The 25,632-nt window shown below is 59.6% G+C and carries 18 protein-coding genes and 4 pseudogenes; 6 read left to right on the top strand and 16 right to left on the bottom strand.

The genetic code is table 11. The annotated features are described in order from the left end of the window. Positions 1-54: 54 nt before the first annotated feature. Positions 55-2,715, bottom strand: coding sequence for an efflux RND transporter permease subunit (locus D1409_RS17055; RefSeq protein ID WP_123538197.1), 2,661 nt, complete (start codon positions 2,713-2,715; stop codon positions 55-57). A 232-nt stretch (positions 2,716-2,947) separates the two neighbouring features. Here D1409_RS17055 and D1409_RS17050 point away from each other — a divergent pair, with 232 nt between their 5' ends. Next, a complete protein-coding gene (locus D1409_RS17050) occupies positions 2,948-3,709 on the top strand; it encodes a TrmB family transcriptional regulator (RefSeq protein ID WP_123538196.1) in 762 nt (253 codons plus the stop codon). A 40-nt stretch (positions 3,710-3,749) separates the two neighbouring features. On the opposite strand, the gene D1409_RS17045 is transcribed toward D1409_RS17050, so the two are convergent. Continuing rightward, positions 3,750-4,739, bottom strand: coding sequence for an aldo/keto reductase (locus tag D1409_RS17045; protein WP_123538195.1), 990 nt, complete (start codon positions 4,737-4,739; stop codon positions 3,750-3,752). Positions 4,740-5,230: 491 nt separating this feature from the next. On the opposite strand from D1409_RS17045, the gene D1409_RS17035 reads away from it, so the two are divergent. Next, positions 5,231-6,088, top strand: a complete 858-nt coding sequence (locus D1409_RS17035) for a universal stress protein (RefSeq protein WP_123538193.1) — start codon at positions 5,231-5,233, stop codon at positions 6,086-6,088. 214 nt (positions 6,089-6,302) lie between these two features. Here D1409_RS17035 and D1409_RS17030 read toward each other — a convergent pair whose 3' ends face one another. From D1409_RS17030 to D1409_RS25755, 3 genes and pseudogenes are all read right to left on the bottom strand, one after another. Beyond that, entirely contained in the window at positions 6,303-6,770 is a 468-nt protein-coding gene (locus tag D1409_RS17030) for a pyridoxamine 5'-phosphate oxidase family protein (protein ID WP_123538192.1), read from the bottom strand. Positions 6,771-6,864: 94 nt separating this feature from the next. Then, positions 6,865-7,794: a CBS domain-containing protein gene (locus tag D1409_RS17025; protein WP_123538191.1), complete on the bottom strand. Its 930-nt coding sequence runs from the start codon at positions 7,792-7,794 to the stop codon at positions 6,865-6,867. A 109-nt stretch (positions 7,795-7,903) separates the two neighbouring features. Next, positions 7,904-8,044: pseudogene (locus tag D1409_RS25755) on the bottom strand (DUF2267 domain-containing protein); the annotation flags it as partial. 592 nt (positions 8,045-8,636) lie between these two features. On the opposite strand from D1409_RS25755, the gene D1409_RS24695 reads away from it, so the two are divergent. From D1409_RS24695 to D1409_RS17010, 3 genes and pseudogenes are all read left to right on the top strand, one after another. After that, positions 8,637-9,323 (top strand): hypothetical protein, encoded by a 687-nt coding sequence (locus D1409_RS24695; RefSeq protein WP_164471751.1) that lies wholly within the window; start codon positions 8,637-8,639, stop codon positions 9,321-9,323. Positions 9,324-9,433: 110 nt separating this feature from the next. Continuing rightward, a pseudogene (gene glmS / locus D1409_RS17015) lies at positions 9,434-11,191 on the top strand (glutamine--fructose-6-phosphate transaminase (isomerizing)); the annotation flags it as partial. A 1,122-nt stretch (positions 11,192-12,313) separates the two neighbouring features. After that, a pseudogene (locus tag D1409_RS17010) lies at positions 12,314-12,558 on the top strand (secretion system protein); the annotation flags it as partial. Positions 12,559-12,620: 62 nt separating this feature from the next. On the opposite strand, the gene D1409_RS17005 reads toward D1409_RS17010, so the two are convergent. Next, complete coding sequence (locus D1409_RS17005) at positions 12,621-13,739, bottom strand: tyrosine-type recombinase/integrase (RefSeq protein ID WP_123538190.1); 1,119 nt, start codon at positions 13,737-13,739, stop codon at positions 12,621-12,623. After that, positions 13,736-14,179: a hypothetical protein gene (locus tag D1409_RS17000; RefSeq protein ID WP_123538189.1), complete on the bottom strand. Its 444-nt coding sequence runs from the start codon at positions 14,177-14,179 to the stop codon at positions 13,736-13,738. The genes D1409_RS17005 and D1409_RS17000 overlap by 4 nt, the downstream gene beginning before the upstream one ends. 413 nt (positions 14,180-14,592) lie before the next feature. On the opposite strand from D1409_RS17000, the pseudogene D1409_RS25445 reads away from it, so the two are divergent. After that, positions 14,593-14,736: pseudogene (locus tag D1409_RS25445) on the top strand (IS6 family transposase); the annotation flags it as partial. Positions 14,737-14,825: 89 nt separating this feature from the next. Here D1409_RS25445 and D1409_RS16995 read toward each other — a convergent pair. The 9 genes from D1409_RS16995 to D1409_RS16955 all read right to left on the bottom strand — a co-directional run bounded on the left by D1409_RS16995 (position 14,826) and on the right by D1409_RS16955 (position 25,451). After that, positions 14,826-15,122, bottom strand: a complete 297-nt coding sequence (locus tag D1409_RS16995) for a DUF3006 family protein (protein ID WP_123538188.1) — start codon at positions 15,120-15,122, stop codon at positions 14,826-14,828. After that, complete coding sequence (locus D1409_RS16990; protein ID WP_206425106.1) at positions 15,119-16,537, bottom strand: lamin tail domain-containing protein; 1,419 nt, start codon at positions 16,535-16,537, stop codon at positions 15,119-15,121. Before D1409_RS16990 ends, D1409_RS16995 begins: the two co-directional genes overlap by 4 nt. Positions 16,538-16,649: 112 nt before the next feature. Next, on the bottom strand, positions 16,650-18,644 hold the full coding sequence (locus tag D1409_RS16985) for a VirB4 family type IV secretion system protein (protein ID WP_123538187.1): 1,995 nt from the start codon (positions 18,642-18,644) through the stop codon (positions 16,650-16,652). Then, positions 18,641-19,582 carry a hypothetical protein gene (locus D1409_RS16980; protein WP_328587668.1) on the bottom strand — a complete coding sequence of 314 codons (942 nt, stop codon included), beginning with the start codon at positions 19,580-19,582 and terminating at the stop codon, positions 18,641-18,643. Before D1409_RS16980 ends, D1409_RS16985 begins: the two co-directional genes overlap by 4 nt. A 77-nt stretch (positions 19,583-19,659) precedes the next feature. After that, positions 19,660-21,042 (bottom strand): hypothetical protein, encoded by a 1,383-nt coding sequence (locus D1409_RS16975; RefSeq protein ID WP_235853604.1) that lies wholly within the window; start codon positions 21,040-21,042, stop codon positions 19,660-19,662. An 819-nt stretch (positions 21,043-21,861) separates the two neighbouring features. Then, positions 21,862-23,583: a hypothetical protein gene (locus D1409_RS16970; protein ID WP_123538185.1), complete on the bottom strand. Its 1,722-nt coding sequence runs from the start codon at positions 23,581-23,583 to the stop codon at positions 21,862-21,864. Continuing rightward, entirely contained in the window at positions 23,571-23,984 is a 414-nt protein-coding gene (locus D1409_RS25440) for a hypothetical protein (RefSeq protein WP_235853602.1), read from the bottom strand. Before D1409_RS25440 ends, D1409_RS16970 begins: the two co-directional genes overlap by 13 nt. Positions 23,985-24,286: 302 nt before the next feature. Further along, the gene (locus tag D1409_RS16960; RefSeq protein WP_123538184.1) at positions 24,287-24,700 is read right to left on the bottom strand and encodes a hypothetical protein; all 414 of its coding nucleotides are present in this window, start codon (positions 24,698-24,700) and stop codon (positions 24,287-24,289) included. Between the two features lie 298 nt (positions 24,701-24,998). After that, positions 24,999-25,451 carry an SWIM zinc finger family protein gene (locus D1409_RS16955; RefSeq protein ID WP_123538183.1) on the bottom strand — a complete coding sequence of 151 codons (453 nt, stop codon included), beginning with the start codon at positions 25,449-25,451 and terminating at the stop codon, positions 24,999-25,001. Between the last annotated feature and the right edge of the window lie 181 nt (positions 25,452-25,632).

Genomic DNA, 25,632 nt, shown 5'->3' with positions numbered 1-25,632 from the left:
GACGCCGACCGAGTCCCGCCGCGAGGGGAGTCGATGTCGGCCGAGCGGGCGCCGTCACTGCCGAGACTGCCGGCGAAGGAGGGCCCGCTCCCGGAGGGCGAGGAGGCTGGGGAGCATCGTGACGACGGCGACGAAGGCGAACAGGATCGCCAGCCCGGTCACGATGCCGAACCGCTGCAGTGGCGGGGAGAGCGCGAGGGCGAGGACGCCGAACGCGGCGGCCGTCGTCGCGGCGCTCGCCAGGAGCGTCCCGCCGGTGCCGGTGATCGTCCGCCGCACGGCCGCGTCGAGCGTCTCCTGTTTCTCCCGCTCGTCGACGAAGCGTTCGCCGGCGTGGATGCTGTAGTCGACGCCGAGCCCGATCGCGAGGCTCGTGATCACCGCCGTCTCGCTGTTGAACGCGATGCCGAGCAGCGACATCGCACCGAGCAACCACGCCAGCGAGACGACGACCGGCAGGAGGACCAGCGCGCCCAGCGACAGCGACCGGTAGCGGACCCAGAACAGGGCCGTGAGGAACGCCAGAATCACGACCAGCGTCACCGCGAACGCCTCGACGAGCGTCTCCAGCAGCGCGTCCTGTATCACGGCCGTCGTGACCGTCCCGCCCGTGGCCACCGCGGTGATACCCGACGCGTCTGCCTCGACCCGCTCGGCGTACGCTCGCGTGTCCGTGGCGATGGTCTGTGCCGACTCGCTCCCCCGGACCGACACGAGCAGTCGCGCCGAACTGATAGCTCCGTCGTCGTCCCGGCTGAGGACCTGCTGGGCCGTCCCCTGGTCGGCGTCGAACAGCGCCGCGTACACCGTCGAGACGTTCTCGTCCGGCAGGCCGTCGCCGTCACCGTCGGTCTCGTCGACGAGCGCCGCGAACGACTCGTTGGACGCCGCGACCGCTCGGATCGCCGTGTGCGGCCCGTCGACGGCCGCCCGTCCGTCCGGCCGGCGCTGGATCGAACTCCCGTTCGAGACGTCCCGACTCGCGTCGTCCACCGCCGCCAGAACGGACGGGTCGGTCACGTTGCCGCGTATCAGCACCTGAGACTGCCCGTCGTCGCCCTGTAGCTGGAAGTTGTCGCTGAGATACGCGAAGTCGTCGGCGATGGTGTAGCTGTCGGGCGCGAGCGGGCCCGGGAGCGACTGGGCCCACTCGGGCGCGTCTTGCGGGAGGAAGTCGGCCTGGTTGAACTCCGTGTCGATGGTCGTCGCGCCGTACGCGCCCGTCGACGCCAGCAGCAGCGCGACGACGACGATCGCGACCGGTGCTCGCATGACGAGCGCGGCGAGTCGATCGAGGACGGCGTTCGCGCGTCCGCTCTCGACGCCGAACGCGCCCTTCCGGCGGCTCCAGCCGATCCGGTTCTCCACGAACCCGTCGACCTCGATCTTCAGCGCCGGGAGGAGCACGCCGAACGCGACGAACGTCGCACCGATCCCGCCCGCGCTGAGGACCGCGAAGTCGCGGATAGCGGGCAACGGACTGACGACGTTCGAGAGGAATCCCACGGCCGTCGAGACCGTCGCCGCGGCGAGTGCAAGCACGACGCTCCCGAACCCGACCGCCATGGCCGCTCTGATGGCCCGGCTCCGGTCCCCGTCGTCGGCTGCCTCGTCGGCCCTGAGTTCGCCCTCCCGCGCCTCGCGGTAACGCATCACGACGTGCAGCGCGTAGTCGATGCTCAGCCCGACGAGCAGGAACGGAACGGCGATGAGGATGACGTTCATCGGGATGGCGAGCCAGCCCATGAGCCCCTGGAGCCACGCGAGTACCACCCCGATGCCCACGAACGCCAGCAGGATGTCGAGCAGGTCGCGGTACGTGATCCCGAGGACGAGCACGACGATGGCGAGCGCGAACGGCGTGATGATCGCGAAGCTGTCGCCCGTCGCTCGCGAGGAGGCGTCGTCACTGACGCCCTGCCCGAACACGAACGCGTCGTCGAACCGGTCCTCGACCATCCGGTCGATGACGACCTGCGCGTCGTAGGCGGCCTGCGGGTCCTCGCCCGCGCCGCCGCCGTCGACCTGTGCGACGAGCGTGAGCCGCGCCTCGGCGTCCGATTCACCCGGCTCGTAGCTCCGGGGCAGGAACTCGTAGGGGTCCTGCCCCCCGGGCGCGTCTCGCTCCGGGTCGAGAACCGCCTTCAACAGTTGCTCGACTTCCTCGTCGTCCCGGGATTCGAGCGCCTCGATCTGTGCCGCCAGCGACGGTGCGGTCGTCTGCGGCTGTGCACCGTCCGACGCGGTCGCCGATGGCTGGCCGCCGTCTGCCGTGCCCGCTCCACCGTCGTCACCGTTGGACTGTCGACCGCCACCGGCGGCGCGGTCCTCGGAGACGGCCGCCGTCGCGACGACGTTCTCGATGCCGACGAACCCCTGCGCGGAGAGCGTCTCGTTCAGCGACTCGTTCGCCCTGATATCCCGTTGCAGTCGCAGTCCCGCGAGCAGCGAATCGCGGGTGAGCACGTCGCCGCTCTCGTTTCGAACCACCAGTTGCGCGGCGACGCCGTCGTCACCCCCGTAGTTGCTCCGCACGTACTCCTGGGCCGCCGTCTCCGGCGAGTCGACGTCGAACCCACCGATGTCCTCCTCGCCCGCGCCGCCGAACGCCGACCCCGCGGCGACCGCCCCTGTCACGACCAGCACGACGACGACGACGAACTTGCTGTGCGTCGTGATCGCGTCCGCGTACCACTGCGAGAGGTTCCCCGCCATACTCAGACACCTGTCTCACGCCACGCTACTCGACCGACCGTCCACCCCTCGGGGGTATCGTTCTCTGTCACCTGTGGTCCCTCGGTTGATCCGTCGTGTGCACCTCTGCGCCCGCGATTCTTAAGTGTTTGTAGATATCTACTATATCTATCGGACGGCAGGGCGGCCGTCGCCGTCGGTATCGACGGACCGAAAGAAAATGGAGATAAACGACGCGTGAGGAATGCAGTCAATGAGTGAGCGCGAAGCGGTCGACGCGTTGCGGACACTGGGGCTGTCCAACTACGAGGCGCAGGTGTTCGTCGCGCTCCAGCAACTCGGGAGCGGGACCGCACAGGAAGTGAGCGAGCTCTCGGAGGTCCCGCGGTCGCAAGTGTACGGCGCGGCCGACGACCTCTCCGATCGCGGCCTCGTCGAAGTCGTCCAGGCGTCGCCCAAAGCCTACCGGCCGGTCGCGCTCCAGACCGCGCGCGAACTCCTCACCGAACGACTCGAGCGAGAGGCCACACGCGCCTTCGACAGTCTCGAAGCCATCCGCACGACGGAGGCCGACCACGGCGACGGACAGGACGTCTCGGTGATCCGCGGTCGGCACCCGGTCAGCGACCGGATCGCCGCGCTGGTCCGGGCCGCCGACCACACCGTCGTCTTCGTCTCACCGACGGGTGAGTCGACGACGCCGGCCATCGCGGACGCGCTCCGTGGGGCCGCTGCCGACGGCGTCGACGTCACCGTCGTCACCGCAGACGACTCGCTCGAGGACCGATTCGCGACCGACGCCGTGGCCGTCTTCGTCATGTCCGAGGACAACCCCGCCGACTTCGCCGGGCGGGCGCTGATGGCCGACGACCGAACCGTGCTCCTCGCCGCCGAGACGAGCGACGAACCGGTCGGCGAGGAGGCGATGTGGACCGGCGACTCCAGCATCGGCCGGATCCTCGCCGCGTTCATGCAGTCCGGGATGGAGTCCGGCCGCGAACGCCACACCGACTGACAGCGCGGCTCGACCGGGTGCTACAGTCGGACGAGTCCACTTACTCGTGCCCGTTGATCTCGACCGGGCCGTAGGGCTCCTCGAGATACTCGAGGTCGCTGTCGGAGAGGTCGATATCGAGCGCTTCGACGGCGTCCTCCAGGTGTTCGACGCTCGTCGTGCCGACGATCGGCGCGTCCACCGCGTCCTGATGCAGGAGCCACGCGAGCGCGATCTGCGCCATGGTCACGCCGTTTTCGGCGGCGAGTTCCTCGCACCGCTCGTTGATCTCCTCGCCGCCGTTCGCGCGATACGTCGCGATCCGGTCGGCGAACTGGCTGTTCTCCATGTACTCCCCGCGGACCGTGTCGGCGAGTTCCTCGTGCGGACGCGTCAGATACCCGCGAGCCAGCGGCGACCACGGGATGACGCCGACACCCTCGCGCTCGCAGAGCGGGAGCATCTCGCGTTCCTCCTCGCGGTAGGCGAGGTTGTAGTGGTTCTGCATCGTCTGGAACCGTTCGAGGCCGAGCCGGTCGCTCGTGTGGAGCGCGTCGGCGAACTGGTGGGCCCACTGTGACGACGTGCCGACGTACCGGACCTGATCGCGCCTGACGGCGTCGTCGAGCGCGCGGAGCGTCTGTTCGATGGGCGTGTCGTAGTCCCACCGGTGGGTCTGGTAGAGGTCGACGGTCTCCATGCCGAGCCGGTCGAGCGAGTTGTCGAGTTCCTGCTCGATTGCCTTCCGCGAGAGCCCGCTCGCGTTCGGGTTCTCCTCGTCCATCTCCCCGTAGCCCTTCGTCGCGACCACCTGGCTGTCGCGGTCGTAGTCCTCCAGCACGTTCCCGAGGACGCGTTCCGACTCGCCGTTCGAGTAGACGTTCGCCGTGTCGAAGAAGTTGATTCCCAGGTCGATCGCTCGCTCGAGTATCGGCCGACTCTCCGCTTCGTCAAGTATCCAGTCGCGATACTCGCTCGATCCGAAGCTCATACAGCCGAGACAGATTCGGCTCACCTCCATCCCGGTGGAACCGAGTGTCGTGTACTCCATGTCTCGGCAGTCGATGGCATGGCGCATAAGCCTGCCCCGAGTACGAGGAGTCCGGCCCCCGGTGCCAATGGCATTCTACTGACTGGAAATGCGCGGAGAGACGACACCACGCGCGAACGACTGCGACCTGCGGTCAGGGTGTGAACGAAGCGAACCCGGACCCGACCGCGACGCTCGCCCACGTCGAAGGACCCGGGATCCGACCGGTAGACCCAGTCTCCGAGATAATCTGTCGAACGAGGAGGGCCGAATACTGAAATCGCGCACAGAACTCCGAGCCCGTGTCTGTGAGAGCGCCAGCGGCTCCGAACCCGACCCGGTCGCCCGGATCGGCGATGTCGATCCGGACACCGGGCGGGTCGAGCCCCGGGCGTCGGCCGGTATCGACGAGAGAGACGGTCATCACCGACCGTCTGGAACGGGAACGAGCGATCGAAGCGTCTCACGGCACCACTGAAGGGGCTCCCCGACGAACTCGATAGCGGCTACCGATGTTCGACGACATCCTCGTCCCGACCGACGGAAGTGACTGTGCGCAGGCGGCTGTCGGGCACGCCGAAGATCTGGCGAGACGCTACGAATCGAACGTACACGTACTGTGTGTGGCCGATTCCAGACTACTCGAAAACGCGCCGCAGTACGACCAGATCAAGAAAGAACGCGCGGAGATCGCAGAGCGGACCAGTGACGAGATCGCTGCGACCGGCGTCTCAGTCGAGCAGGCCGTCCGTACCGCCGTTCCGTACGAGGCGATTCTACAGTACGCCTCCGAGGAGGACATCGATCTCGTCGTCATGGGGACACACGGACGGACTGGCGTCGAACGCTATCTCCTCGGGAGTGTCACCGAGAAAGTTGTCCGGCTATCGGACGTGCCAGTGTTGACGGTCAGGGCGGAAGGTGACCGTGAGGTCACGTACCCCTACACCGACATCCTGGTGCCGACCGACGGGAGTGAGGGGGCCGAGGTCGCTATCGGGCCCGCTATCGATATCGCGCGCACGTACGACGCCCGCGTACACGCGCTCTCTGTCGTCGATACGGTGGCGATGGGAACCGACGTGTATTCCGGTGCATTCCTCGACGCCCTCGAAGAATCGGCACAGTCGGCGGTCGAAACTATCGAAGAGCGAGCCGGTCGAGCGTCCCTGTCTGCGGTCGAAACCGCGATAGAGCACGGGACTCCCTATCGAGGGATTCGTTCCTACGTAGACGACCACGACATCGATCTGGTCGTGATGGGCACCCACGGACGCAGTGGCATCGAGCGATACCTCCTCGGGAGCGTCGCCGAGAAAACCGTCCGCACGTCGCCAGTACCGGTCCTGACGGTTCGCCAACCAGCGTAGCTCCAGAAGCCGGGATTCGATCCCACCCCGTAGAGTCGGGCGTCTGAACGCGGCCGCTGTACGAAGATACACCCGGTGGAAAGACGGGATGTGAGCGGGCCGGACTGTCCCGACCACTGACCACGAAGGCCTCTCCCAGCGAACACTCGGTATCCACGGCTGCCCCTTCCCCGACGGCCACTGAAAGTTGGTATTCTCGGGGTCTCAGCCAGATTTACCCGTAGAAGCCCGGTGGAAGGCCCGTGTGTCGAACGCCGGTCCACTCCTCGATCCGGAACTCGTAGATCTGTGTCTCCAGGGATTCGCTCGCGGTCTCGAACAGTTCCGGGCGCCACGTTGGCGTCGCCGCCTCGTCGACGTCACCACGCCTGTCCGCCGGGAGTTGTCGGAGCGTCCCGGTGAGCACGACACTCTCCCAGTTAAACGCCGTCTCGGCGCTGTACACCAGGAACGCTGCTTTCTCGGCCCGGTCGGCCAGCTCCACCTTCCGGCTTTCGGTTCCCACGACGAAGTAGAAGTAGAGACGTGACCCCCCGTCGTATCCGTAGGACATCGGAACCAGGTAGGGCTGGGCGTCCGTCGGGAGCCCGAGCGTCCCCATGCTCTGAGTCGAGAGGAATCCCTCGACCTCATCGTCGCTCATCTCGTGCATCCCGAAGTCAGTGAGTTCGTCGATCGTCATCCCGTCTCGAGATACGTTAGCATGGCGTATAATTCGTGTGTGGGCACCGACTCGACGAGGGGACGCCGGCGGAGTTCGAGCCCTGGATACCCGATCAGCTACTGGCTATGGCCTCGACAGTAACCCGGCCCGTCTCCGGCGCCTCGTCGATCAGGACGGCGGCCTGACCCTCTATCAGCCCGTCGCCGTCCGCATCGACCACGTCCGTCGTGAGCTGGTACTTGTTCCTGCCGAGGTCCTCGACGACTTCGCAGACCGCGGTGAGGCGGTCACCGAGGCCGGCCGGTTTCAGGAACGAGAGGTCCTGTGAGATGTAGATGGTTACACCGGGGAGGCGGGCCAGCGCAGCGCTGATCAATCCGCCGATGAGCGTCCCGTGGACGATCCGGCGGCCGAACCGCGTCTGGCTGGCGTACTCGTCGTCGAGGTGGAGCCGGTTGGTGTCGCCGCTGGCCGTCGCGAAGGTCTCGACGTCCCGTTCGGTGATCGTCTTCGAGAACTCGACTCTGTCACCGACGTTGACGCGCCGGTCGTCGAATCCCGTCCCCTCGACGGTCCAGTCGTCTTTCTCGTAGGCGGTCTCTTGTTGCCGGTGGTAGCGAGCCGCCTGTCGCTCGTACCCCCCGATTTCGCGCCGCTGCAGGATCTGCGGGACGTGTCGGACGACGTCGTCGGTGCTGACCAGCCCGGCCAGTTCGTCGCCGTCGAAGACAACCAACCGGGCGATATCGTGCTCGAACATTCTTTCGACTGCGTCGCCGAGAGTGGCGCTTGCATCGATCGAAACGACATCGGTCGACATGAACTCCGACAGCGAGCGCTCCTCCGGATCCGGCGCTTCGCCGAGCAGTACCACGAAGTCGTCGCTGGTGACGATGCCGACGACCGCTCCGTCCTCGACGACGACCAGTGACCCGATCGAGGCCGCGTGACATCGGCTGGCGGCATCGCTGGCGGTCGTCCCGGGCGAAGCCGTCTCGACCGGACTACTCATCACGTCGGTGACGCGAATCGGGAACGCCATAGTGGGAGGTAGGTCCGACGTGACAAGAGGGTACCTGACGAATAGATACCGACCGGTTAACAGGGCGGTACCGCGTTCGGAACGAAAGGAGGGCTATCGTGTTCGGTCGCTACTCGCTCGATGGGTCCGTATCGGTTTCGTCGACGGGCTGTGGCCCGCCCCCGGTTTGTGCCTCATGGGCGTCGCCCCACCCACCGGCATCGACGACCCCGAAGAGTTTGCGCCAGTTCTCGTCGTCTTCACTCTCCGGGCGTCCCTGTGCTAAGTTTTAAGTCAAATAACGCGGCCAAGCCCGGATAGATGTCGTCAGAGCGACTCGAACTCGCCGACCGGGGGTGCCATTGCCGATGATATTTTCGGCAGCCATCACGCAAACGCAGTCGCTTACTTCGGCCGCGAATTGAGGTCATGCGTCGAAAGGACGACTCTCACTTGCGCTTTGTGGACCTTTTCGACGCGGTCAGCGACCAGTCGTGAACGCTCGGGATCCAACCCGGCCAGTGGTTCGTCGGGAATGATCACGCTCGGTTCCAGAATCAGCACTCCGGCCAACCAGACGAGTTGATTCTCACCGCCGTTCAGATATTTCAGGATCCGATATTCAAGATAGCCGGAACAACGGCGGCGAGCGCTTCAAGCGCGCGTTCTTAGCCTTCCCTTCCCGAGATGCCACAATTCGATGTCCGGAAATCACGTTATCCAAAACGGTCTGTGCAACGAGTTGCGTGTCAGTGTCTTGGAAGACAAATCCGATCGCCTTTCTAGCGTATGCCTTGTTATTCGACAGATCCCATTCATTTAGTCGCTGAGTTTTTATTGTGGGGTTTGTAATATCTATCCCAATGTCCAACCGTATCTGGCTTAATTGCAATTCGATAGTCGATGTCGGAGATGGATATCGGATTACAGTCCCACCAGGCGTTATTAAATTGAATTTCGTAGTACCTGGAGTTGATGTTTCCTGGTGTATATTACGAGATAAAGAATGGGCGGGAATTTGTAACGGTGGATTACAATCGGAATTAGTCGAGGAAATAAAAAAAGAGAACTTTGAAGAAGATATAGAAAATTTTGTTGAAAGACATAGCAAGGCCGAGACTAAACGGGCAGTTTCTGATGATATTGCAGCGTTTGAGTCAATGAAGCTTCAGGAGAACCATACGTTGACCGTACCAAAAAGTTTAATCAGGGGTGAGAGTAAGAGAATCGGAAAAATTGAATATTCTCAAGATGAATATAAATTTTCGCCAGGAGAAAACTGCCATTTTTGGTTTTTTGAGGATATGTGGGAATGCCAAATCTGTTATGTTATCGATGATAAAACGTCCAGAGAAATGCTCGGACAGGCAGGTAGAAATCTCGTAACTGATGGTGGTCGAAATATCAATGATTTGGTTGAAGAAGGGATTGATACAGAAATGCCAGAAGCATTTGTTGAGGAGGGAGAAGCATTTAACATTGATACTGGAGAAATTCTACAAGTGGATGAGTTAAAACAACGAATGAAACACAGAAACTCGGACAAATGACATTGAGAGTTAGTAACAGGTGCCCCACACTTGTCTAGCGTGCCCACCTCAATAATCTTGAATTTCATCCCGGATTGTTGGTAATAACAAACTCACATCGGCTATAAGCGATGGCTGGAATTATTGGATTCATTGGACGAGAATGGAGTACAATCGATGTCCTATTTCATGGACTTAGACAACTGGAATACCGTGGATATGATTCTGCTGGCATAGCTTTCAAAAACGGAAAACTGTCAGTCGTAAAATATGCTGGTGAGGTCCAAGATTTATCTGATCATTTTGAGCAAATAGAGACTTCCCACGCTACTACTGGAATTGGTCATACTCGCTGGAGCACTCACGGCCCGCCAACTGATGAGAATGCACACCCCCATACCGATTGTACCAATAAAGTGACGGTGGTTCACAACGGGATTATTGAGAATTATGACTCACTCCGTGATCAACTAACAGATGCTGGCCATACCTTTACGAGTGATACTGATTCTGAGGTCATTCCACACCTGATTGAGTCAGAAATATCTAACGGGAAGGAAGCAGAAACGGCGTTCCGTTCCGCTGTCAAACAACTCAAAGGTAGCTATGCTATCGCCTGTATCATCGAAGACGTGAACTCAATCTTCGCGGCACGAGATGATTCCCCACTTGTACTTGGTATTGCTGACAATGCTTGCTTCCTCGCTAGTGATATACCTGCGTTCATTGATCTCACTAATCAGGTTGTATATTTGGATGATGGCGAATTTGCGACTATTTCAACGGTCGAAGAGCCGGAGTGGTGCGTGACAGATTCTAACGGGAACCCGATCAATAGAGAAATTGACACCGTTGATTGGGTTCCTGAGGAAAGTAATGAAGACAGCTACGATGATTGGATGATTAAGGAGATCAGTGAGCAACCAAAGGCTCTTCAGCAGTGTCTCCGCGAACGTGTCGACCCTGAACTGGAAATTGACGATCTTGTAGATTTCTCGCGCTCAAGCGTCCAACTTGTCGCTAGTGGGACCTCCTACCACGCCGCCCTGCATGGCGCGCAACTGTTTCGCGAAGCGGGCATACCCGCCCAAGCATTCCACGCAAGTGAGTACGCCATGGCGGCGCCACCCACCGGTGACACGCTCGTTGTCGCCGTCACCAATAGCGGAGAGACCGCAAGCACGCTCTCAGCCCTTCGGGCGGCCCGCCGCCGCGGCGCGCGCACACTTGCTGTGACTAACGTAGTCGGCTCTACTGCGGCCCGTGAGTGTGACCACGCGCTATACATCCGCGCTGGCCCGGAGATAGGCATCTCCGCGACCAAAACCTTCCCTACACAATTAGCAGCACTTAATCTACTTTCGCTTACCATCAACCAAAATGACTCATTTCACGAAGCGCTCATTTCAGCACTCACAGAATTACCAGAACAGGTAGAATCGGTCTTGAATAATTCAATGGCAGATGAAGTCGCACGTCTATATCATGACTCTCCTGCCTGTTTTTTCATTGGTCGAGAGTTCCAATATCCCGTTGCACTTGAAGGTGCATTAAAAATTAACGAGTACAGTTACAAGTATGCCGAGGGTTTTGCAGGAGGCGAATTCAAACATGGCCCTCTCGCCTTGATTGACGACTCAACGCCTGTTTTTGGTGTTGTTGCAGGAAACCAAGAGAGTGCCCGTAAAACCATCTGGAATATGACTCAAGCACGTTCGCGGGGAGCCCCAACGGTGGCAATAACAGATAATTCTACGAAGGTAGACGCCATTGCAGATCATACATTACAAATACCACAGACACATCGCTGCGTATCGCCTATTCTTGCTACCGTTCATCTACAATTATTTGCATATCACACTGCCAGACTTTTGGGTAACCGAGAAGACCCCTCTGTTTCATCAGAGACAGCCAACAGCTCAATCAGTAAGCCACAACTCAGAGCTGAAACGGATAGGAAGCAACTTTATTGGCTGGGACAGAATTCAATTCATCCGACAGTTCCCAAACTTGCGGTCCCTAAACCAGCATTTGAGTTAGGAATATTTGAGAGACAGTTAGATGAGGTGATTTGGGATTTAGGATCATCCGGGCTTGCCGTCTTAACCTCTTCAAAAGCACGAAATGAATCAGTGAACCAAATTTTGGATGGCTTGGAAGAGAGGTCGTCAAAGCTTAAAAAAGGGGTAATTTACGATATGCCACTGGTTGATTCCGAAGCAATATATAATGAAAATAGGGGATTGAATATTGATATTTCATCTATTGTATATTTTGGCGAGTTATTTAAATTAGGTGAAACTTGTCATTTCCTCTTTGATCCGTCCCGTACAAATTCTATATTGCTGGTGAAAGAGGATGCATTTCAGGAGGAATTTGGTCGTGTACCCTTCAAAGTGAAAAATACCAGTGACACAGTGCTAAATCTTTCTTCAGATGAAACTACATCAACTAAAAAATTAAAGGAGGAGATTTAACGATATTTCACACACTAACAACTTCATAAAGTAAAGTCGAACCGCGAAACAGCGTATGGGTGTCGGTGTGGGCTTGTTCCCCTCTCAAACATCTTGATGTCTACCCGCACATTCTCTCTGACCAGGCATCCGAGTGTCATAGACACCCTTCACTGCAACCTGTTTGCTTCTTAAACACCTACAGGAGACAGTGCCTACAGATGGATTTTTTCACTATAGTCATCTGTGGGTTCTAACATCGTCTGTGAAACCTAGACATTGGGATAATCTGTGAGGGTCCTATTTGTCTATTCTCTCCGATTTCAAGACTAGGTATGGATGAAAATAGAGAGAAGGTGATTAGTATAATAGCAGATCTTCTGACTATTATCTACATCATCATCTGGTTTGTGTATATATCTGTAAGTACTTGAGTCAATGAGGCTGTCGTCCGTGAGATCGCAAACCAGACACAGTGTAGATGCCGACCGCAGACCATCCTTTGGCTCAGAATTAGCGGTTTTCGACACAAGAGTGTCTACTAGTAGTTTCTGAATGTGGAACGCCCACATGCCGTTCGTCGGCTTCCGCGACCGACTGGTGAGCACCGACGAGGGGTCCCGAGAGCTGTGGCTCTCCCACAGACCGGCGTCTCACTCACCACACGCGAGCGCCCGGACGAGTACAAGCGGGTGACGATGGCCGACCTGATGACTCAGACCAACTACCTCAACCCGGACGTGGAGCTCATCGCGGAGATCAACACGCCAGAGAGCTTCGAGACCTTCGCGGAGGTGTAAACCACCGCCACTGGCCGGAGTTCACCCAACTAGGACATACTGGATTGGCGAATCGGCGCCCCTCACACAGTTACAGTGAACATCCGCTCGCGGTAGATCTCCGCGATGTCCTCGTAGTAGGTGTGGATGTACTCGTCGATACCGCCGCGTTCCTGTATCGATACGGCTCCGGCCGCGTCCCCTCGCATGTACCTGATTAGTTCGCGGTTCAGATCCTGCTGCACTCGCCAGTACGTCGTGAAGTAGTGACGGCCGTAATGGCTCGTAACTGCACGATGGTGTTCTGTCTCGGCGTATGCAGGGTGGAACGCATCCTTCCAGACCGTGTTGACGTCCTCTTTCTGGAGGGGTTCGTGACGTGATTGCGAGAGAAATACGTGTGGCCCACCAGTGTCCGGGCGGATTAGCAAGTAGCGACGGAGTACGGATCTGAGATCGGCATCAAGTGGGAGGAGGCGGGGGCGTGGAGATTTGTTCCCGTCTCGATCGTGTGGGATGAAGATCGTGTTCTCGTGGTCTGCCAAGTACGGGTTCGATCCGAGTTCCGGATAATGCTCGGTGAGATCCGAATGGTCGAGAGCGATATCTGCCAACTGCAGGTTACAGACTTCCGTCGCGCGGAGCCCCAGTTTGAGTTGGAGTACGATGATAGCCCAGTCACGGAGGACGGTGACTGATTCCAGTACGTCACGAATCTCGGGGATCGGAATCTGCGGAGGCTCCTTGCGCTCCGCATCGGCGAACGTGATCTTGGCCCTGGCGAGCGCGATCGGATTGTAGTCCTGCGGATGAGGGAACGACGGGTCGTCTTGCCAGTAACGATAGAGGTCGTTCAGTTTTCGGAGTTTCTCCTTGACCGTGTCCGGGTGGTTGTCCTTGGTGTCGAGTTCGTGGTGAGCGAACGCTTTGACATGCTCCTCGTTCGGACAGGCCGGATGTCGGTCTTGTTTGGCCATGAACGCACGCCACTGGCGAAACACGCGGTCGTATCCGTCATGCGTCCGCTGGGTGATGTTCCGACTGGCGAGCACCTCAGTAGTGAACAGCCCAAAGGCGTCGGCATCGGTCTGTCTGAAGGTAACCTCATACTCGGCCAGAGGGTCCAGCTCCTGGTCGAACGCAGCCGCCAGTTCCGCACGCTGGTCGTCAGCTGTGGTCTCTGGACCGAGCCCGTCACTCATCGGTTTCCCCTCCCGTGACGGCGAGAGAGTTTCTCCTCCCAGACGTCGCCAGCCACACCCCCGCTGGCGGCTGCCATCAGCACCGGATGATAGGCGTGTGGGTGGTCCGTGTGCCGCTGAAGCCACCAGTAGAACCGTTCGACACGGACCCAGTACTGGTTGTAGGCCGTCTCGAGTTGCATCCGGTTCGTGAGGGCAACCATCCACGCTTCCACATCGGCAGGCGTGGCAAGTGCATGATGGCGACCACGCTCAGCCATGTGCTCTTTCCAGTACCGTCCAGCCCGCCGAGCGTCCTCCTTGAAACGGTCCGAGTCGAACCGCTGAAAGAGGTACTCCGAGAGGAACGTCGACCACACGTCCCGGCCAGCGTATGCGTCAGCGTGTTCCCGAAGTCGCAGATGATCCGGCACCGCTGAGAGGCGTTTGTAGATACCCATGCGATCCCTCGGATCGGTCGATTTGCTTCCCCGACTCATCGGCACTCACCCGCGACTGACTCGTTGAGGAAGGATTGGAGCCGGGACCGGGAGTTCCAGTCAGTACACAGGAAGTGAGCGACAGTGAACCCGCGTATCGAGGGTGCTGAGTTCGACTCTGTATCTGGATCTGTCTCGTAGCGATTGACTTGTCTCATTGATAGACATCTCTGTCAGGAGTTACGGACTCCCTCGCGGGAGCGCCGGCACCCATCGCCGGCGCGAAAAAAACCAACCGTGGTCGCGATTCTGTGATGTAGATCACCGCTCCGGGTCCGGTTGGCCCCGCTCTATTACTTGAACCTTCGCCAGCCCCAGCTCATCGTGAGTAGTTACGTGCGGGGAGTGTGGAAAGGCGAATCTCTTGCTGATCTCTGGCAGAAATCGCTTGTCCCAGTGATTCTAGAGACTGGATTGACCCTGATTTTGTGGGCCGAGAATGGACACCTAAACCGGAGTTGGATATGGACATTCAATCGCACGGTGCAGGCTTGTCGCTATCGAATACCTCCGATCTACGTGTTGGTAGTTCATTCAACACTGCAACAATAGAAGGCCCATGTTGAGCGCTCAGGGGAAGTGAGAAGCCGTATCTTCGAGGTGCCGGTTACTCTTCGTCCGACGGGGGACGACTCGACAACCGGTCGAATCGGTCTTGTGCTGCGGCCTTCCGTGATTCGGTCCGATCAGGCTCGTAGTCGGCCGAAGCCAGGGCACCGTCTTCGATGACAACCGAGAGGATGGCATCGGCGTGGAGCGCGTCTTCGGGCAACTTCGACGAGTCGAACACTGCGTTCCCTACCTCTTCGCCGTCTCGCTCGAAAAAGACGGTCGCAAAGCCATCCTCGACCGAATCGATGACCGCAGTGTAGGGCCCGTCTTCGAGGCTCTCAAGATCACTCATGAATACGTCCTCCTAAGCACCCGTTCTCCCTCACTGTTGTGTACGATCACCGTGTCACCGGCATTGTTCCAGACCGGCGATTCAGCTCCCCAGTAGAGGTCGTGCTCAGAGTCACTCCCACTGCCTGTATGAAGCGTGACGGTGGCACCGGCGTCGAGCATGTAGTCGTTTGGGAAGACGTAGCGCTTCCCGGCCTCGTCCTCGACAGTCCAGCCCGAGAGGTCGAGGGGCTCGCTACCGTTGTTCTGAAACACGAGGTACTCGTCGTTGAGATTCTCTCGATCGTCACCGTCGGCGTCTGCGTTGATATCGGTGAGACTCAATTCCCCACCCTGAACTGGCGTCCCGCCGTCGGCCACGGCAGTCGTGGTCTGAGTTGCGGCTGGGTCACCGCCGAGACGGGCACGTTCGGTCACGGCACCACTCGTACCCGGTTCGATCGACTCTCCAGAACGGAGTTCGAGTGGAGCAGTCGGTGCGTCCTGTTGCGTTTGAACGGATATGCTCCGACCATCGCTGACGAGCACGATATCGCCGTGGGTTGCCGTCCAGTACGTGGGGAGTGATCGGTCGGCCAGGCGTTGCAGGACCTCCGTTGCTGGATGTCCATACTGTGAGTCGTAGGCGCTGGAGACAATGACAGCCTTCGGCTGGACTGCATCGAGCAATACCTCGCTCGACGAACTCGCTGACCCGTGATGGCCAGCTTTCAGCACGGTCGATTGTAGTTGGTCGCCGTACTCCTCGACGAGAGACGCCTCCTGATCGTCCTCTGCATCACCGGTGAGGAGGAAGCTCGTCTCACCGTGCGTGAGTTTGAGCACGAGACTGTTCTCGTTCCGGCCTTCGTTCTCGATGTACGGTTCAGGTGGGCCGAGTACCTGAGTCTCGACACCCTCAAACTGGATCGCGTCGCCCTCACGCGTTTCGTAGAGCGTCACGTCGTGTTCCTCCACAGCGTCGAGATACTGTTCGTATGTCTGTGTGCTCGCCGCGATCCCGGGGTCGTAGATTGCGCCGATACCGTCAGCCTCGGTCTCGTAGTAGTTGATGACCGCGGCGTTGCCACCGATGTGGTCAGCGTCGTTGTGTGAGACGACCAGGTGGTCGATGCGTTCGATATCGTGGCGCTGGAGATACTGAAGAACGTGCTTCCCGTCGTCGTTGTAATGCCCGGTATCCACGAGCATCGTCTCACCAGTTGGGCCAACGACGAGTGTACTGACAGACTGCCCGACGTTGATGAAGTGAACTTCGACAGAGCCGTTCGGAGCTACTGCAGTCGAATCAGGCGTTCCTGTCTGTGTCGACGGCGAGCCCCCTGAAGACATATCCGAAGGGACCATCCCCGTACAGCCTGCCATAAAGAGAGCGACGACGACAAGAAGGATTCTACCACGGTGTTGACCGACCATCTTTGCACTCCGATTTTGACGCCAGGGGTAAAGACCCCTTGGCGGGTTTTTGCGGTGAATGTACCCTCGTGACGGCGATTTTACGAGTGTCTTAGCGTGATACGTAACTGGTTCACTTCTTTGGCGAATCAATCTGCTCCACTTCAAACTCACTCGCTCGAACCCGCAGTGGGAACCACCCCTCTTCGTCGATTCCCAGCAGCGCTTCCGAGAAGCCGTCCTCGTCGTTGCCGGCTTTGGCCGTCCGGATCCAGTTCACTTCGCGCTCGCTCAGCCCGAACCACTCTGACAGTTTCTCGGCCTCCTCCTGCACGCGGTGAATGAGCGTGATCGAACAGAGATTCGCGATGGTCCGTGCTTCCGGTGTCAGCGCGAACTCCCCGCCAGTCTGCGTGATGAAGTGCAGGGACAGATCGTAGTGCCGACTGTGGCGCACGGCCGTTTCGAGGAACTCCAGCGACGTCGCGTCGTTCATCAGATAATGCGCCTCGTCGATGGCGAAGATAACCCGCTTATCGGTCCCCTTGGCGCGCTCGTAGACGGCGTTGAACAGCACCTGCATCATCAGACTCGTTTCCGAGCGGCCGGTTGCGCCTTCCTCCTGGTGCAGGTCCAGATACAGTACTGCGGAGTCGAGGTCGAACGCCGTCCGCCGGGCGAGATTCGAGAGTTCGCCGCCCTCGCGGAACGATGGCCGAAGGTCCGTCAGGAGTGTCTGGGCGTCGTGCTCGACTTTCTCCTGTTCGCCCTCGGTCGCGTAGCCGAACGCTTCGGGGGCGTCCAGCATATCTTCGAGCACGGCGATCACGTCACGGATCGTCGGCGAGTCCCGGTCGTGCGTCGATGGGTCATGCGTGATACCCTGCCGTTCGTACGCCTCCTGTATCGCCCGGCGAAGCGTCTGCTTTCGGCTCTCGAGCGGGTTCGCCGCGACGTGGGTGAAGAACGTCTCGAAGAACGTGAGCACCCACGAGATCTGCTCGGACCACGGGTCAAGGTCGGGGACGTTCTGCAGCACTTTTTCGGGGGTTGCACGGATCTCGAGTGGGTTGAGGCCGCGCGTCCCGCCGACGGTGACGCGCTCACCACCGAGCGCCTGATTCACGCCTGCGAACCCCTCTAGCGGGTCGAGCATGATGACGACCGTATCCTGGTCGTACATCGCCCGCCGGAGTAACTGGAGTTTCGTCGAGAAGGACTTCCCGGCGCCGAGCTGGCCGATGACCATCGAGCAGTAGCCGGTCTCGCGCTCGAACCGGTCGAGGATGAGCGGGCTCTCGTTGAGTGCGTAAGTACCGTACTCGATCCCGGGCTCGGCGAACGCGCCAGCGACGAACGGAAACATCGCACCCACCGCGCCGGCGAGCATCGGCGTCGTCGTATCCATCGACTCGTTCAGCTTGTCGACGCCGACCGGGCTCGCCGACACGAACGAGTCGAGCTGTGTCCACCGCGGCGTTACGGGCGTCAGATTCGTCGGCGACTGGCGAGCGGTGCTCGTGACGCCGCCAGTGTTCAGGTCGTCCAGCGAGTCGCCCTGCACGGCGAGATACATCGACACGTCGAACGCCGTCATCGACGTGTTCCGCAGTGCGTCGTAGAGTGCCTGATAGTCCTGCAGGTCCTTCTCGACACCACGGGCACCGGCTCGTCGTTTCTCGTCGAGATACTCGCGGTCGGCCTCGAGATCCTCGATCTTGTTTTCGAGCGTGTCGAGCGTTGCATTCGTATCCCGCGGCGTGATGTGGAGACTGATGTCCGTCCGCCGCGTCTCGGCCGTCGAGTACAGCGTCTCGAAGAAGCCATCCATCGGCGTGTCCGGGTACTCCCCGACCCACAGCGTCCGCGCCCACTTTTCCCCTGTTCTGACGGCGCTGGGGGTCCGCTCGATGCTCGAGGGCGTGACGACCGTCTTGTGAATCTCCGGGACTTCCGGGATGGCCCCGTCCGATCCGTTGTAGTCGACCGAGACGCCGTCTCTGGGCCCTCCACTCGGTTGATCGTCTTCGGGAGCGTCAGTTGATTCGGATTCCTCGGTAGCTGACTCGTCGGTAGACTCGGAGTCGGACTCGCGAGTCGGGATGACCGACAGGATGGTCTCGATCATCGGCCGGGCCCTCCGACGATCCCGCGGGTGCGAAGCACCTGGTCCAGCTGTCCGTACTCCATGGACTCGTCGCTCCAGTACTCGCCGACGATGGCCGTCGCCTCCGTCGCGTCGACGCGGTGGGCGGTACACCCCTCGATCGACCGCAGGCCGGCCCGAACGCGGTCGAGTCGGTCGTCGAGTTCGTCGAGCAGTGCCTCTCGCTCGACCGCCGCACGCGGCGCGTACAGTTCGCGAACGAACAGCCCGAGGACGGGGAGCGCTGCGACTTTCTGTGCGAGACTCGCCTCGTCGAATCGCACCTCCGTGGGCGCCACTGGAACGACGACGTAGTGGTCGCGGATGGTCATCCGCCGCTCGTCGAGTTCTGCCTCGTACCAGTCGATGTACTGCTCGATGAGCGCCTCCAGTTGCGGGTTCGACTCGACGTCGGGGTCGTCGAGACGTGATTCGTATCGGCCGAGATGTTCCTCCACGGGAAATGGCTGGGTCGTCGAGTAGATCTGGATCGGGAACTCGACGGTCGTGTTGAGGAAGTCCTGGAAGGATTCGGCCTTGGTCGCCCACTCTGCGTCGGTCGCGAGCGCCATCGTTGGTGGGATCACCTGCACCAGACCGAAATACGCGCCGTCGGTTCTCTCGATAGCACCGCGGTCGGGATACACCCGCTCGATCTGCGTGTACTCCTTGGCCGCCTCGTGGTCGATGTTCTCCGAGCGGCTGTGGAAGGTCAGCATCGACGTGACCCAGTCGGCACTGCTCGTGTACGCGGGCGTGAGATACACGAACAGCGCCCCGAGGCCGATCATCACACCCGCCACCGGGAGCGTGAGCGAGTCGAGGTGATAGCCGCGGACAGTCGCGTTCGACGGGAGGAGTACCTGGAAGCAGAGGACGACCACCACGCCGGGGAACAGCGCGACGGCGAGGTCGGTCATCGTGTAACTCCCAAGCAGTTTCGTGCCTGTGCCGAGCGACTTCGGGATCCGTTTCGCGGGGTTTCGGTCCTGCATCGTTAGCGAATGTATCGCGGCTCGTCGTCGATCGTGCTCCGCTCTCGGTCGTCGGTCGACTGGTCCCCAGTCCGTGCCGGGTCGCGCAGGGCGTCGAACTGCTGATCACGGCTCCCGGTGGATCCGTCCGATGACTGCTGCGGTGTCGAATCGTCGGACCGGGTGTCGCCGGATCTGCCCGTCGAGCCACCGTCTGCACGGGCACCTGTGCTCGCAGAGCGTCGGAGCGTTCCACGGAGGCGCGATCCCGTGTCGTTGAGTCGCGACCCTGCGGCGTGTGCCCGGGAACTGCCGGAGTTGAAGACTGCCTGCCCGTCGGGCTTGATCGCTGACTGCCCGCGAGCACCCCGGACGAAATTCCGACCGCGATGGAGAGCCGAGCCTCCGGTGTCACGGGTGCGAGTTAGTCGTGACCGCGCTCGCCGTGTCGACGCGTGATGGGACGCGCTCTGGGCCATGAAGAAGATCGACCCAGCCTGCCAGAAGAGGACGAAGGGGGAGACGACTGCGACAATAGGGATAACCAATGCAGTAAGCCATGCGCCGATGCCTGATAGAGAAATTGCGAAATTTCCACCCAAGATCTCGGCTAACCGAAACAGCAGTACGACGGGAATAGTCATGAACAGAAACGGCACGTAGAAACCCGCTAAGCGCTTCACAAAATTCGATACAAGAGAGAGTGGACCGACACCCGGGATCCACAGAGCGATCAGGATCGGCATCATTAGGGTGAAAAGATACAGGATGATTTCCCTGATAAAGTAGATCAGAATCACGAGAACGAACAAGAAGAAGTCGACTGAGAGCGTGATGGCGGTCACTATTGCACCGAGCGAGCCGAATGAAAGTGTCTGGAATAACTCGATGTCTGAAAGGTCTGGTGCAAGGAAGAGTGAAAGCTCTTGAGTAAATTGACGAGCGAGCGCATCCATCCACCACCACGAAAGGATTCCAAGAAGACCCGCGAATGCTCGTCGTTTCAGCTTCGTTCGGTGGTAACTACTAAAGAGGTAACTCGTAGATTCTAGGAATATGACTAATCCAACAGCAAGTGCCCACAAGAGCAGGGAGAGTGGGACAATTACATCCCAAAAATATCCATAGATATCGGGCCAGGAATTGTTGGTTGGCTCTGAGAACACCTGGTCGGGGTGGGGAGTTCCAACGATAATGTCAATCACGTCGTTCGCGTGGCGTTCGATGATGACTTCTATCGGTTCGAATATTAGCTCGAGTGCTTCCTGTATCGCCCAAACAATAGTATCACCGAGTGCTCCCCCTCCACTGGACCCTCCATCGCTTTGAGCACGGACTGGGCTCGAAAATAAGCCCACAACTGTGGCCACGATCAGAGAATATCTGAATCGAGAGTGGCTATTCATTGCCACCTCCGTCCCCGATCATTTCGATCGAGATTTCAGTGCAGGTTACCCGGTGCAGTTCTTGGAGTTTCTCACCCGAAAGCGTGGCTCGGAGTCGTTGTTCGATATTCTCTCCGACACCGGAATAGACAGTTAGTGTGAAATCTACCGTCATCTCTCGGCAGTGTTCATCCCCTGAGAAACGGAAAGGAGGCCATTTTCCAAGGAACGCCTTTGGGCTATCCAGGGAGACAATAGTTTTAGCCGACGATTCTGGCTTTTCAAGCGATTTTGACGGTGAATTCTTTCGATGATTCTCTCGAGGAGTGTGAGTTTCTGACGGTGTTCCCTCGTACGCTAAATAGTATACCCAGGTCGGGGCTGTACCAGTGTTTTCTACTGTTACCAAGAGATTCGCACGGTTCTGAGGACTATCTTCACCGCCAGAGTATTGCTCTACATCAAGAACTCGGAGATCTGGCCGTAGGTCGATCGTCGTTGAAGAAACTTCCTCGCCGTCACGAACTGCAACAACCTCGTGATCCCCAGGCGAGTAATGCTCACCAGAATCGACATCTAAGAGTGGTAACTTGACTGCCGATGCACCGGTTTCTACGTTGGCTGTGCGGAAGGCACTACCATCTGGTGCAACGAGATTGATCTCAGACAAATTATGGTCAGAGCCCAATTCAACGGACAGATAACGTCCATTTATCGAAGTCCCTGAGATCGGACCTTGTGACCCTAATGAGGCAGCGGGTCCGGTACAGCCAGCGATTCCAACCGTTGCTATTGCTAGTCCTTGTTTCAGGTAGCACCGTCGAGAAGACCGCTTACCCGTCATAATCCCCTCCATGGGGGCCAGACAGGCATCCCCGTGATCCGGTCGATCAGGAAGACCGCCAGCAAGAACAGCGCCACTGGCACGCCTGCACGGTAGATCCACCGGACGATGGTCATCGCCGTCCCGTCGACGGACACTGTATCCGAGTCGCCGGCGTAGGCCGTCGGGAACTGCCACCAGCGTTTGGGTTCGAATCGAGCGGTGATGGCCCCGGGTGGCCGGTCGATCGTCGTCGTGAACGTCCCGTTAGTATCAGTCTGGACACGCTCGCCTGCGAGGACGACATACCCCTCGCGGAGCCCTGTCGAAATAGGGTCGCCAGTCTGTGCCTCCCGCAAGGTTACCTGCACTGTCGCAGTCTCTGCCGTCGTATCCAGCACCTTGAGCGTGAGGTTGCTCCGGTAGATCGAGACCTCGTTGTGCGTGTCGGGACCGGCTTCGGTCTTTACGCCGCGGACGAGCCCGTAGACGGTCAGATCCGATACGTCCTGGTCGGGCGTCTGATAGCGCGCCGCGATTCGGAAACTCCCCGTATAGGACTGTTCGAGGACGTCGAGTATGACAGTCCCCGGGAGCGACGGAGGTTCGTGCTCCCGCCCGAGAACCTCCTGAATCGAAACCGTGTCGGCCGGTGACGCGGTCGGCCCGGTCTTGATCGGATACGCCGAGAGTCGCAAGGGATGCATCGGCGAGTGACGGCGCGACGTACCGGACTCGGTCGACGTGATGAGACTGTCCCAGCCTGGGTCACGGGCGGAGTAGAAGCGCCAGACGCCGTTGATTCGGCCGCCGGGGAGTTCGTATCCCAGCCACGGGCCCTCCAAATACGTCATGACCCCGAGGTCGCCGTCAGGAAACCGGGCGTAGTAGCCAGAGACACCGACGGAGTGCTCTTTCACGTCGATCGAGTCCGAGACAGAGATGGTCTCGGTCAGGTTCGTCGTTTCGGACGACCACGACGTGCAGTTCCCTGCGGTGAGGTTTGAACACCACTCGTTGTGGCGCTTGATCGTGACCGTGACGTTCGCGGTGACCCGGAGTGTGTGGTCCGTCCCGAAATGGTTCTCGAGGTCGTACTCGAGGTGCGGGGTTCGCGTAGCGTCACTCTCGACCTCGGGGCGACCGTCGACGAGCAACTGCAGGTCCGTGACGTTGTGCTCCTGAAGTTCCCAGCTGAGAGTGTAGTACGGACCGTCCGAATCCTCTGGGACGGCAAGCCGGTAATCGAGCGTCGCGAACAGTTCCCCCTCTGGAGCGACGTATCGTGGCTGTCTGTCGGGCTCGGCGCGGACGATCGTCGACGGCTGGACGGTGAATATCTCGACGTACGCGTCGCGGACGTACGTCCCCTGAACGAGCGACGCGCTCGCTGGGAACACCGACCGGTCCGCTCTGAACTGTGGGAACCTGGATACGACCTCGAGGTTCCACTCGGCAACGTCACCGACCGGCCGATTGAACGGGACGTCCGTCGTCGCGGCGAGCGAGCGCTCCGTGGCGTCCTCGCCCGTCCAGTTCCGCAGCGTCGCCCGGTCGACGGTGTCGCTATCGCGTGACCAGAGTTCGCGGTCGCTGTCGTGGTGATGGTCGGTCTCGTTAGGTCGAAACGCGGGCTCGCCGAGTGGCCGGGCGACCGACTGCGTCGCGACGAGTGCGCTCACGCCGACGGCGAGGGCGAGTGCGACGCCGACGCCGAGTGGGTGGCTCAGAAACTGCAACTGGACCCACCCGCCACGACGGACGTGAGCAGGAACTGGAGGATCGTCGTCCCCAGTGGCGCGACGATGACGCCCCAGAGCACTCCCTGTACGCGCATCGACTTCAGTTCCTTCTTCGTGTCGGCCCGCCGTATCATCGGGATCGCGACCGTCGCGCCCAGCGCGACGAGTCCACCGACGAGCGGCCCACCGAACTGGATGAGCGTGAAGAGGTTCCGTATCGTGTCGGCCATGTTCGTCTCGCAGAACGATTCGCCGACGGACTGCGCGCTCACCGGTTCGACGGCGAACAGGGCCAGCGCGACCGTTAGGAATCCGAGTTTTGGAACGGTCCCCCTCAGGGCTCGGACTGCTTTGTGAATTGATTCCCCCGTGTCGTAGATCTCACTAACAGGGCGCATGTTTTCCAATGTCGCCACTTGCCGTGTCACTCGTTCCCCCCGGAACGAGGTCGCGGCCAGTGTCTATTGCTTGATTGAAATGCCCCGATACATATACTTTACTTTTGATTGTTACTTTGTTACGGAATTAGTTTAGATTCGAATAGAAAATGGTGAGAGACCCATCTGTCTCTTTTTCAATATGGGAGTACGTCAATCTCGAAAAGCGAGGCCGGTCCACGCGGGTTTAGCACTCTCTGCTGTAGAATTGTCACAAACCGATGGTTCACTGCCGTGCGACCGCCACCGATCCTTAGGGACAGTTATTCGAACGAACGCCACTCCGTTTCAGTGCCGAGAATCTCCGCGAGCGAGGTGACCATCGATTGTAATTCGTCGATCTGTGCTTGCTGGTGCTCGATAACCTCCTGTAACTCGTCGATATCCGTGTCAGTCTCGTCGTGCTGTTGTCTGATCTCGTCAACGGTTTCGGAATACGTCTCCATCGCTTCGGAGAGATGGGTGATATCCTCGTCCGTTGCCAGTCCGTGTTGGTCCGGCTCACGGAGCATCTCTCTGTGCGTGACGATCGCGTCGGACACGCTCTCGCTCCCCTCTGGAAGCGCGATTTTCAGCCCGTTTGATGCGTCTGCGTCCTCGTTCGACGACTCGTCATCGGATCCAGAGGCCTGCTCCTGTTCGGTACGTGCATTCGAGTTCGTCGATTTACTGCTCATGTGAAAACGGGGGTGTCGCAATAGCATAAAACATCGTCAGACATATGAATTAAAGGAGAAAGATCGCGTTCGACTACCACTCATCTTTGTGCGTCATCGGTCCGCTTCGCGTGGACGAGATGCCGATCATGATCGTCGAGTACTCCGTCACCTGGTGCACCGCCTCGGGGTAAGTCCCGAGGCACTCGATCTTCTCCGCCTGTGGAATCTGCAGTGGTACATTGACAGTCTTCAACGAACAGCCGTTCATGATGCATCATGTCTGGAGAGGGCACTTCAATGGGGCCAGATAATCCTCTTAGGGCAATTCCTTGCGGCCGGACAGAACACACTCCCAGCACGGGAACTCGCCGATGCAGTCGTCGCAGTCTTGGGTCGGTACGGCCGAGTCGTCCCCATCAGTACGTTGGTCGGTCACTGTCTCGAAGTCCGATAGCGTCGTGGGCGAGTCAACCCGCCCACCATCGGCGACGATGGGTTGGTTGGTCGTCGTCATCGCATCGAGGATCGGCCGCCTGATCGCGATTGCGACGCGGTGCTTGCAGGCGCCCTCGTACTGCTCGTCTGCTGGGCACTCGCAGGCTGTAGGGAGTCCGTCGTCGACGGTGACGAGGTATTCGTGCTCACTGGGATCGGGGTGACTCCCGTTCCGGACGACGACGCCGTCGTCGGTGAGGGTAAACTCGAAGGCTTCGTACTGAGCGCGCTTTGCGACGCGGGTCGGGAACTCCAGTCGTTGCAGTGGATGCATGGTCTCTGGAGCGCCCGTTCGTGAGCGCCCCGCCCCTCGGGGCGCGGACAAACACACCGTGCTGTGCGTGCCTATCCGGCCTCGAGAAGTATGTTGTTGAATGGTGGCAGGGTCTGTTCGTCTCCGCAGTCGGCCGCCAACTTCTCTCAGTAGAAATACGTCGATACGTCTAATACATTCG

The sequence above is a fragment of the Halosimplex salinum genome (genome assembly GCF_003730195.1).
Classification (GTDB): Archaea; Halobacteriota; Halobacteria; order Halobacteriales; family Haloarculaceae; genus Halosimplex; species Halosimplex salinum.
The sequence above is the reverse complement of the archived record's forward strand: the minus strand, read 5'-3'. Positions and strand labels throughout refer to the sequence as shown.

Bases quoted from the DNA above. Each gene is read 5' to 3' on its own strand.
- D1409_RS16990 (WP_206425106.1), bottom strand. From the start codon at position 16,537: ATGGTCGGTCAACACCGTGGTAGAATCCTTCTTGTCGTCGTCGCTCTC.
- D1409_RS16985 (WP_123538187.1), bottom strand. From the start codon at position 18,644: ATGATCGAGACCATCCTGTCGGTCATCCCGACTCGCGAGTCCGACTCC.
- D1409_RS17000 (WP_123538189.1), bottom strand. From the start codon at position 14,179: ATGGGTATCTACAAACGCCTCTCAGCGGTGCCGGATCATCTGCGACTT.
- D1409_RS17035 (WP_123538193.1), top strand. From the start codon at position 5,231: ATGTTCGACGACATCCTCGTCCCGACCGACGGAAGTGACTGTGCGCAG.
- D1409_RS16975 (WP_235853604.1), bottom strand. From the start codon at position 21,042: ATGAATAGCCACTCTCGATTCAGATATTCTCTGATCGTGGCCACAGTT.
- D1409_RS16955 (WP_123538183.1), bottom strand. From the start codon at position 25,451: ATGCATCCACTGCAACGACTGGAGTTCCCGACCCGCGTCGCAAAGCGC.
- D1409_RS17030 (WP_123538192.1), bottom strand. From the start codon at position 6,770: ATGACGATCGACGAACTCACTGACTTCGGGATGCACGAGATGAGCGAC.
- D1409_RS25440 (WP_235853602.1), bottom strand. From the start codon at position 23,984: ATGCGCCCTGTTAGTGAGATCTACGACACGGGGGAATCAATTCACAAA.
- D1409_RS17055 (WP_123538197.1), bottom strand. From the start codon at position 2,715: ATGGCGGGGAACCTCTCGCAGTGGTACGCGGACGCGATCACGACGCAC.
- D1409_RS16980 (WP_328587668.1), bottom strand. From the start codon at position 19,582: ATGACCGACCTCGCCGTCGCGCTGTTCCCCGGCGTGGTGGTCGTCCTC.
- D1409_RS17025 (WP_123538191.1), bottom strand. From the start codon at position 7,794: ATGGCGTTCCCGATTCGCGTCACCGACGTGATGAGTAGTCCGGTCGAG.
- D1409_RS17045 (WP_123538195.1), bottom strand. From the start codon at position 4,739: ATGGAGTACACGACACTCGGTTCCACCGGGATGGAGGTGAGCCGAATC.
- D1409_RS16995 (WP_123538188.1), bottom strand. From the start codon at position 15,122: ATGAGTGATCTTGAGAGCCTCGAAGACGGGCCCTACACTGCGGTCATC.
- D1409_RS17050 (WP_123538196.1), top strand. From the start codon at position 2,948: ATGAGTGAGCGCGAAGCGGTCGACGCGTTGCGGACACTGGGGCTGTCC.
- D1409_RS16960 (WP_123538184.1), bottom strand. From the start codon at position 24,700: ATGAGCAGTAAATCGACGAACTCGAATGCACGTACCGAACAGGAGCAG.
- D1409_RS17005 (WP_123538190.1), bottom strand. From the start codon at position 13,739: ATGAGTGACGGGCTCGGTCCAGAGACCACAGCTGACGACCAGCGTGCG.
- D1409_RS24695 (WP_164471751.1), top strand. From the start codon at position 8,637: ATGTCCAACCGTATCTGGCTTAATTGCAATTCGATAGTCGATGTCGGA.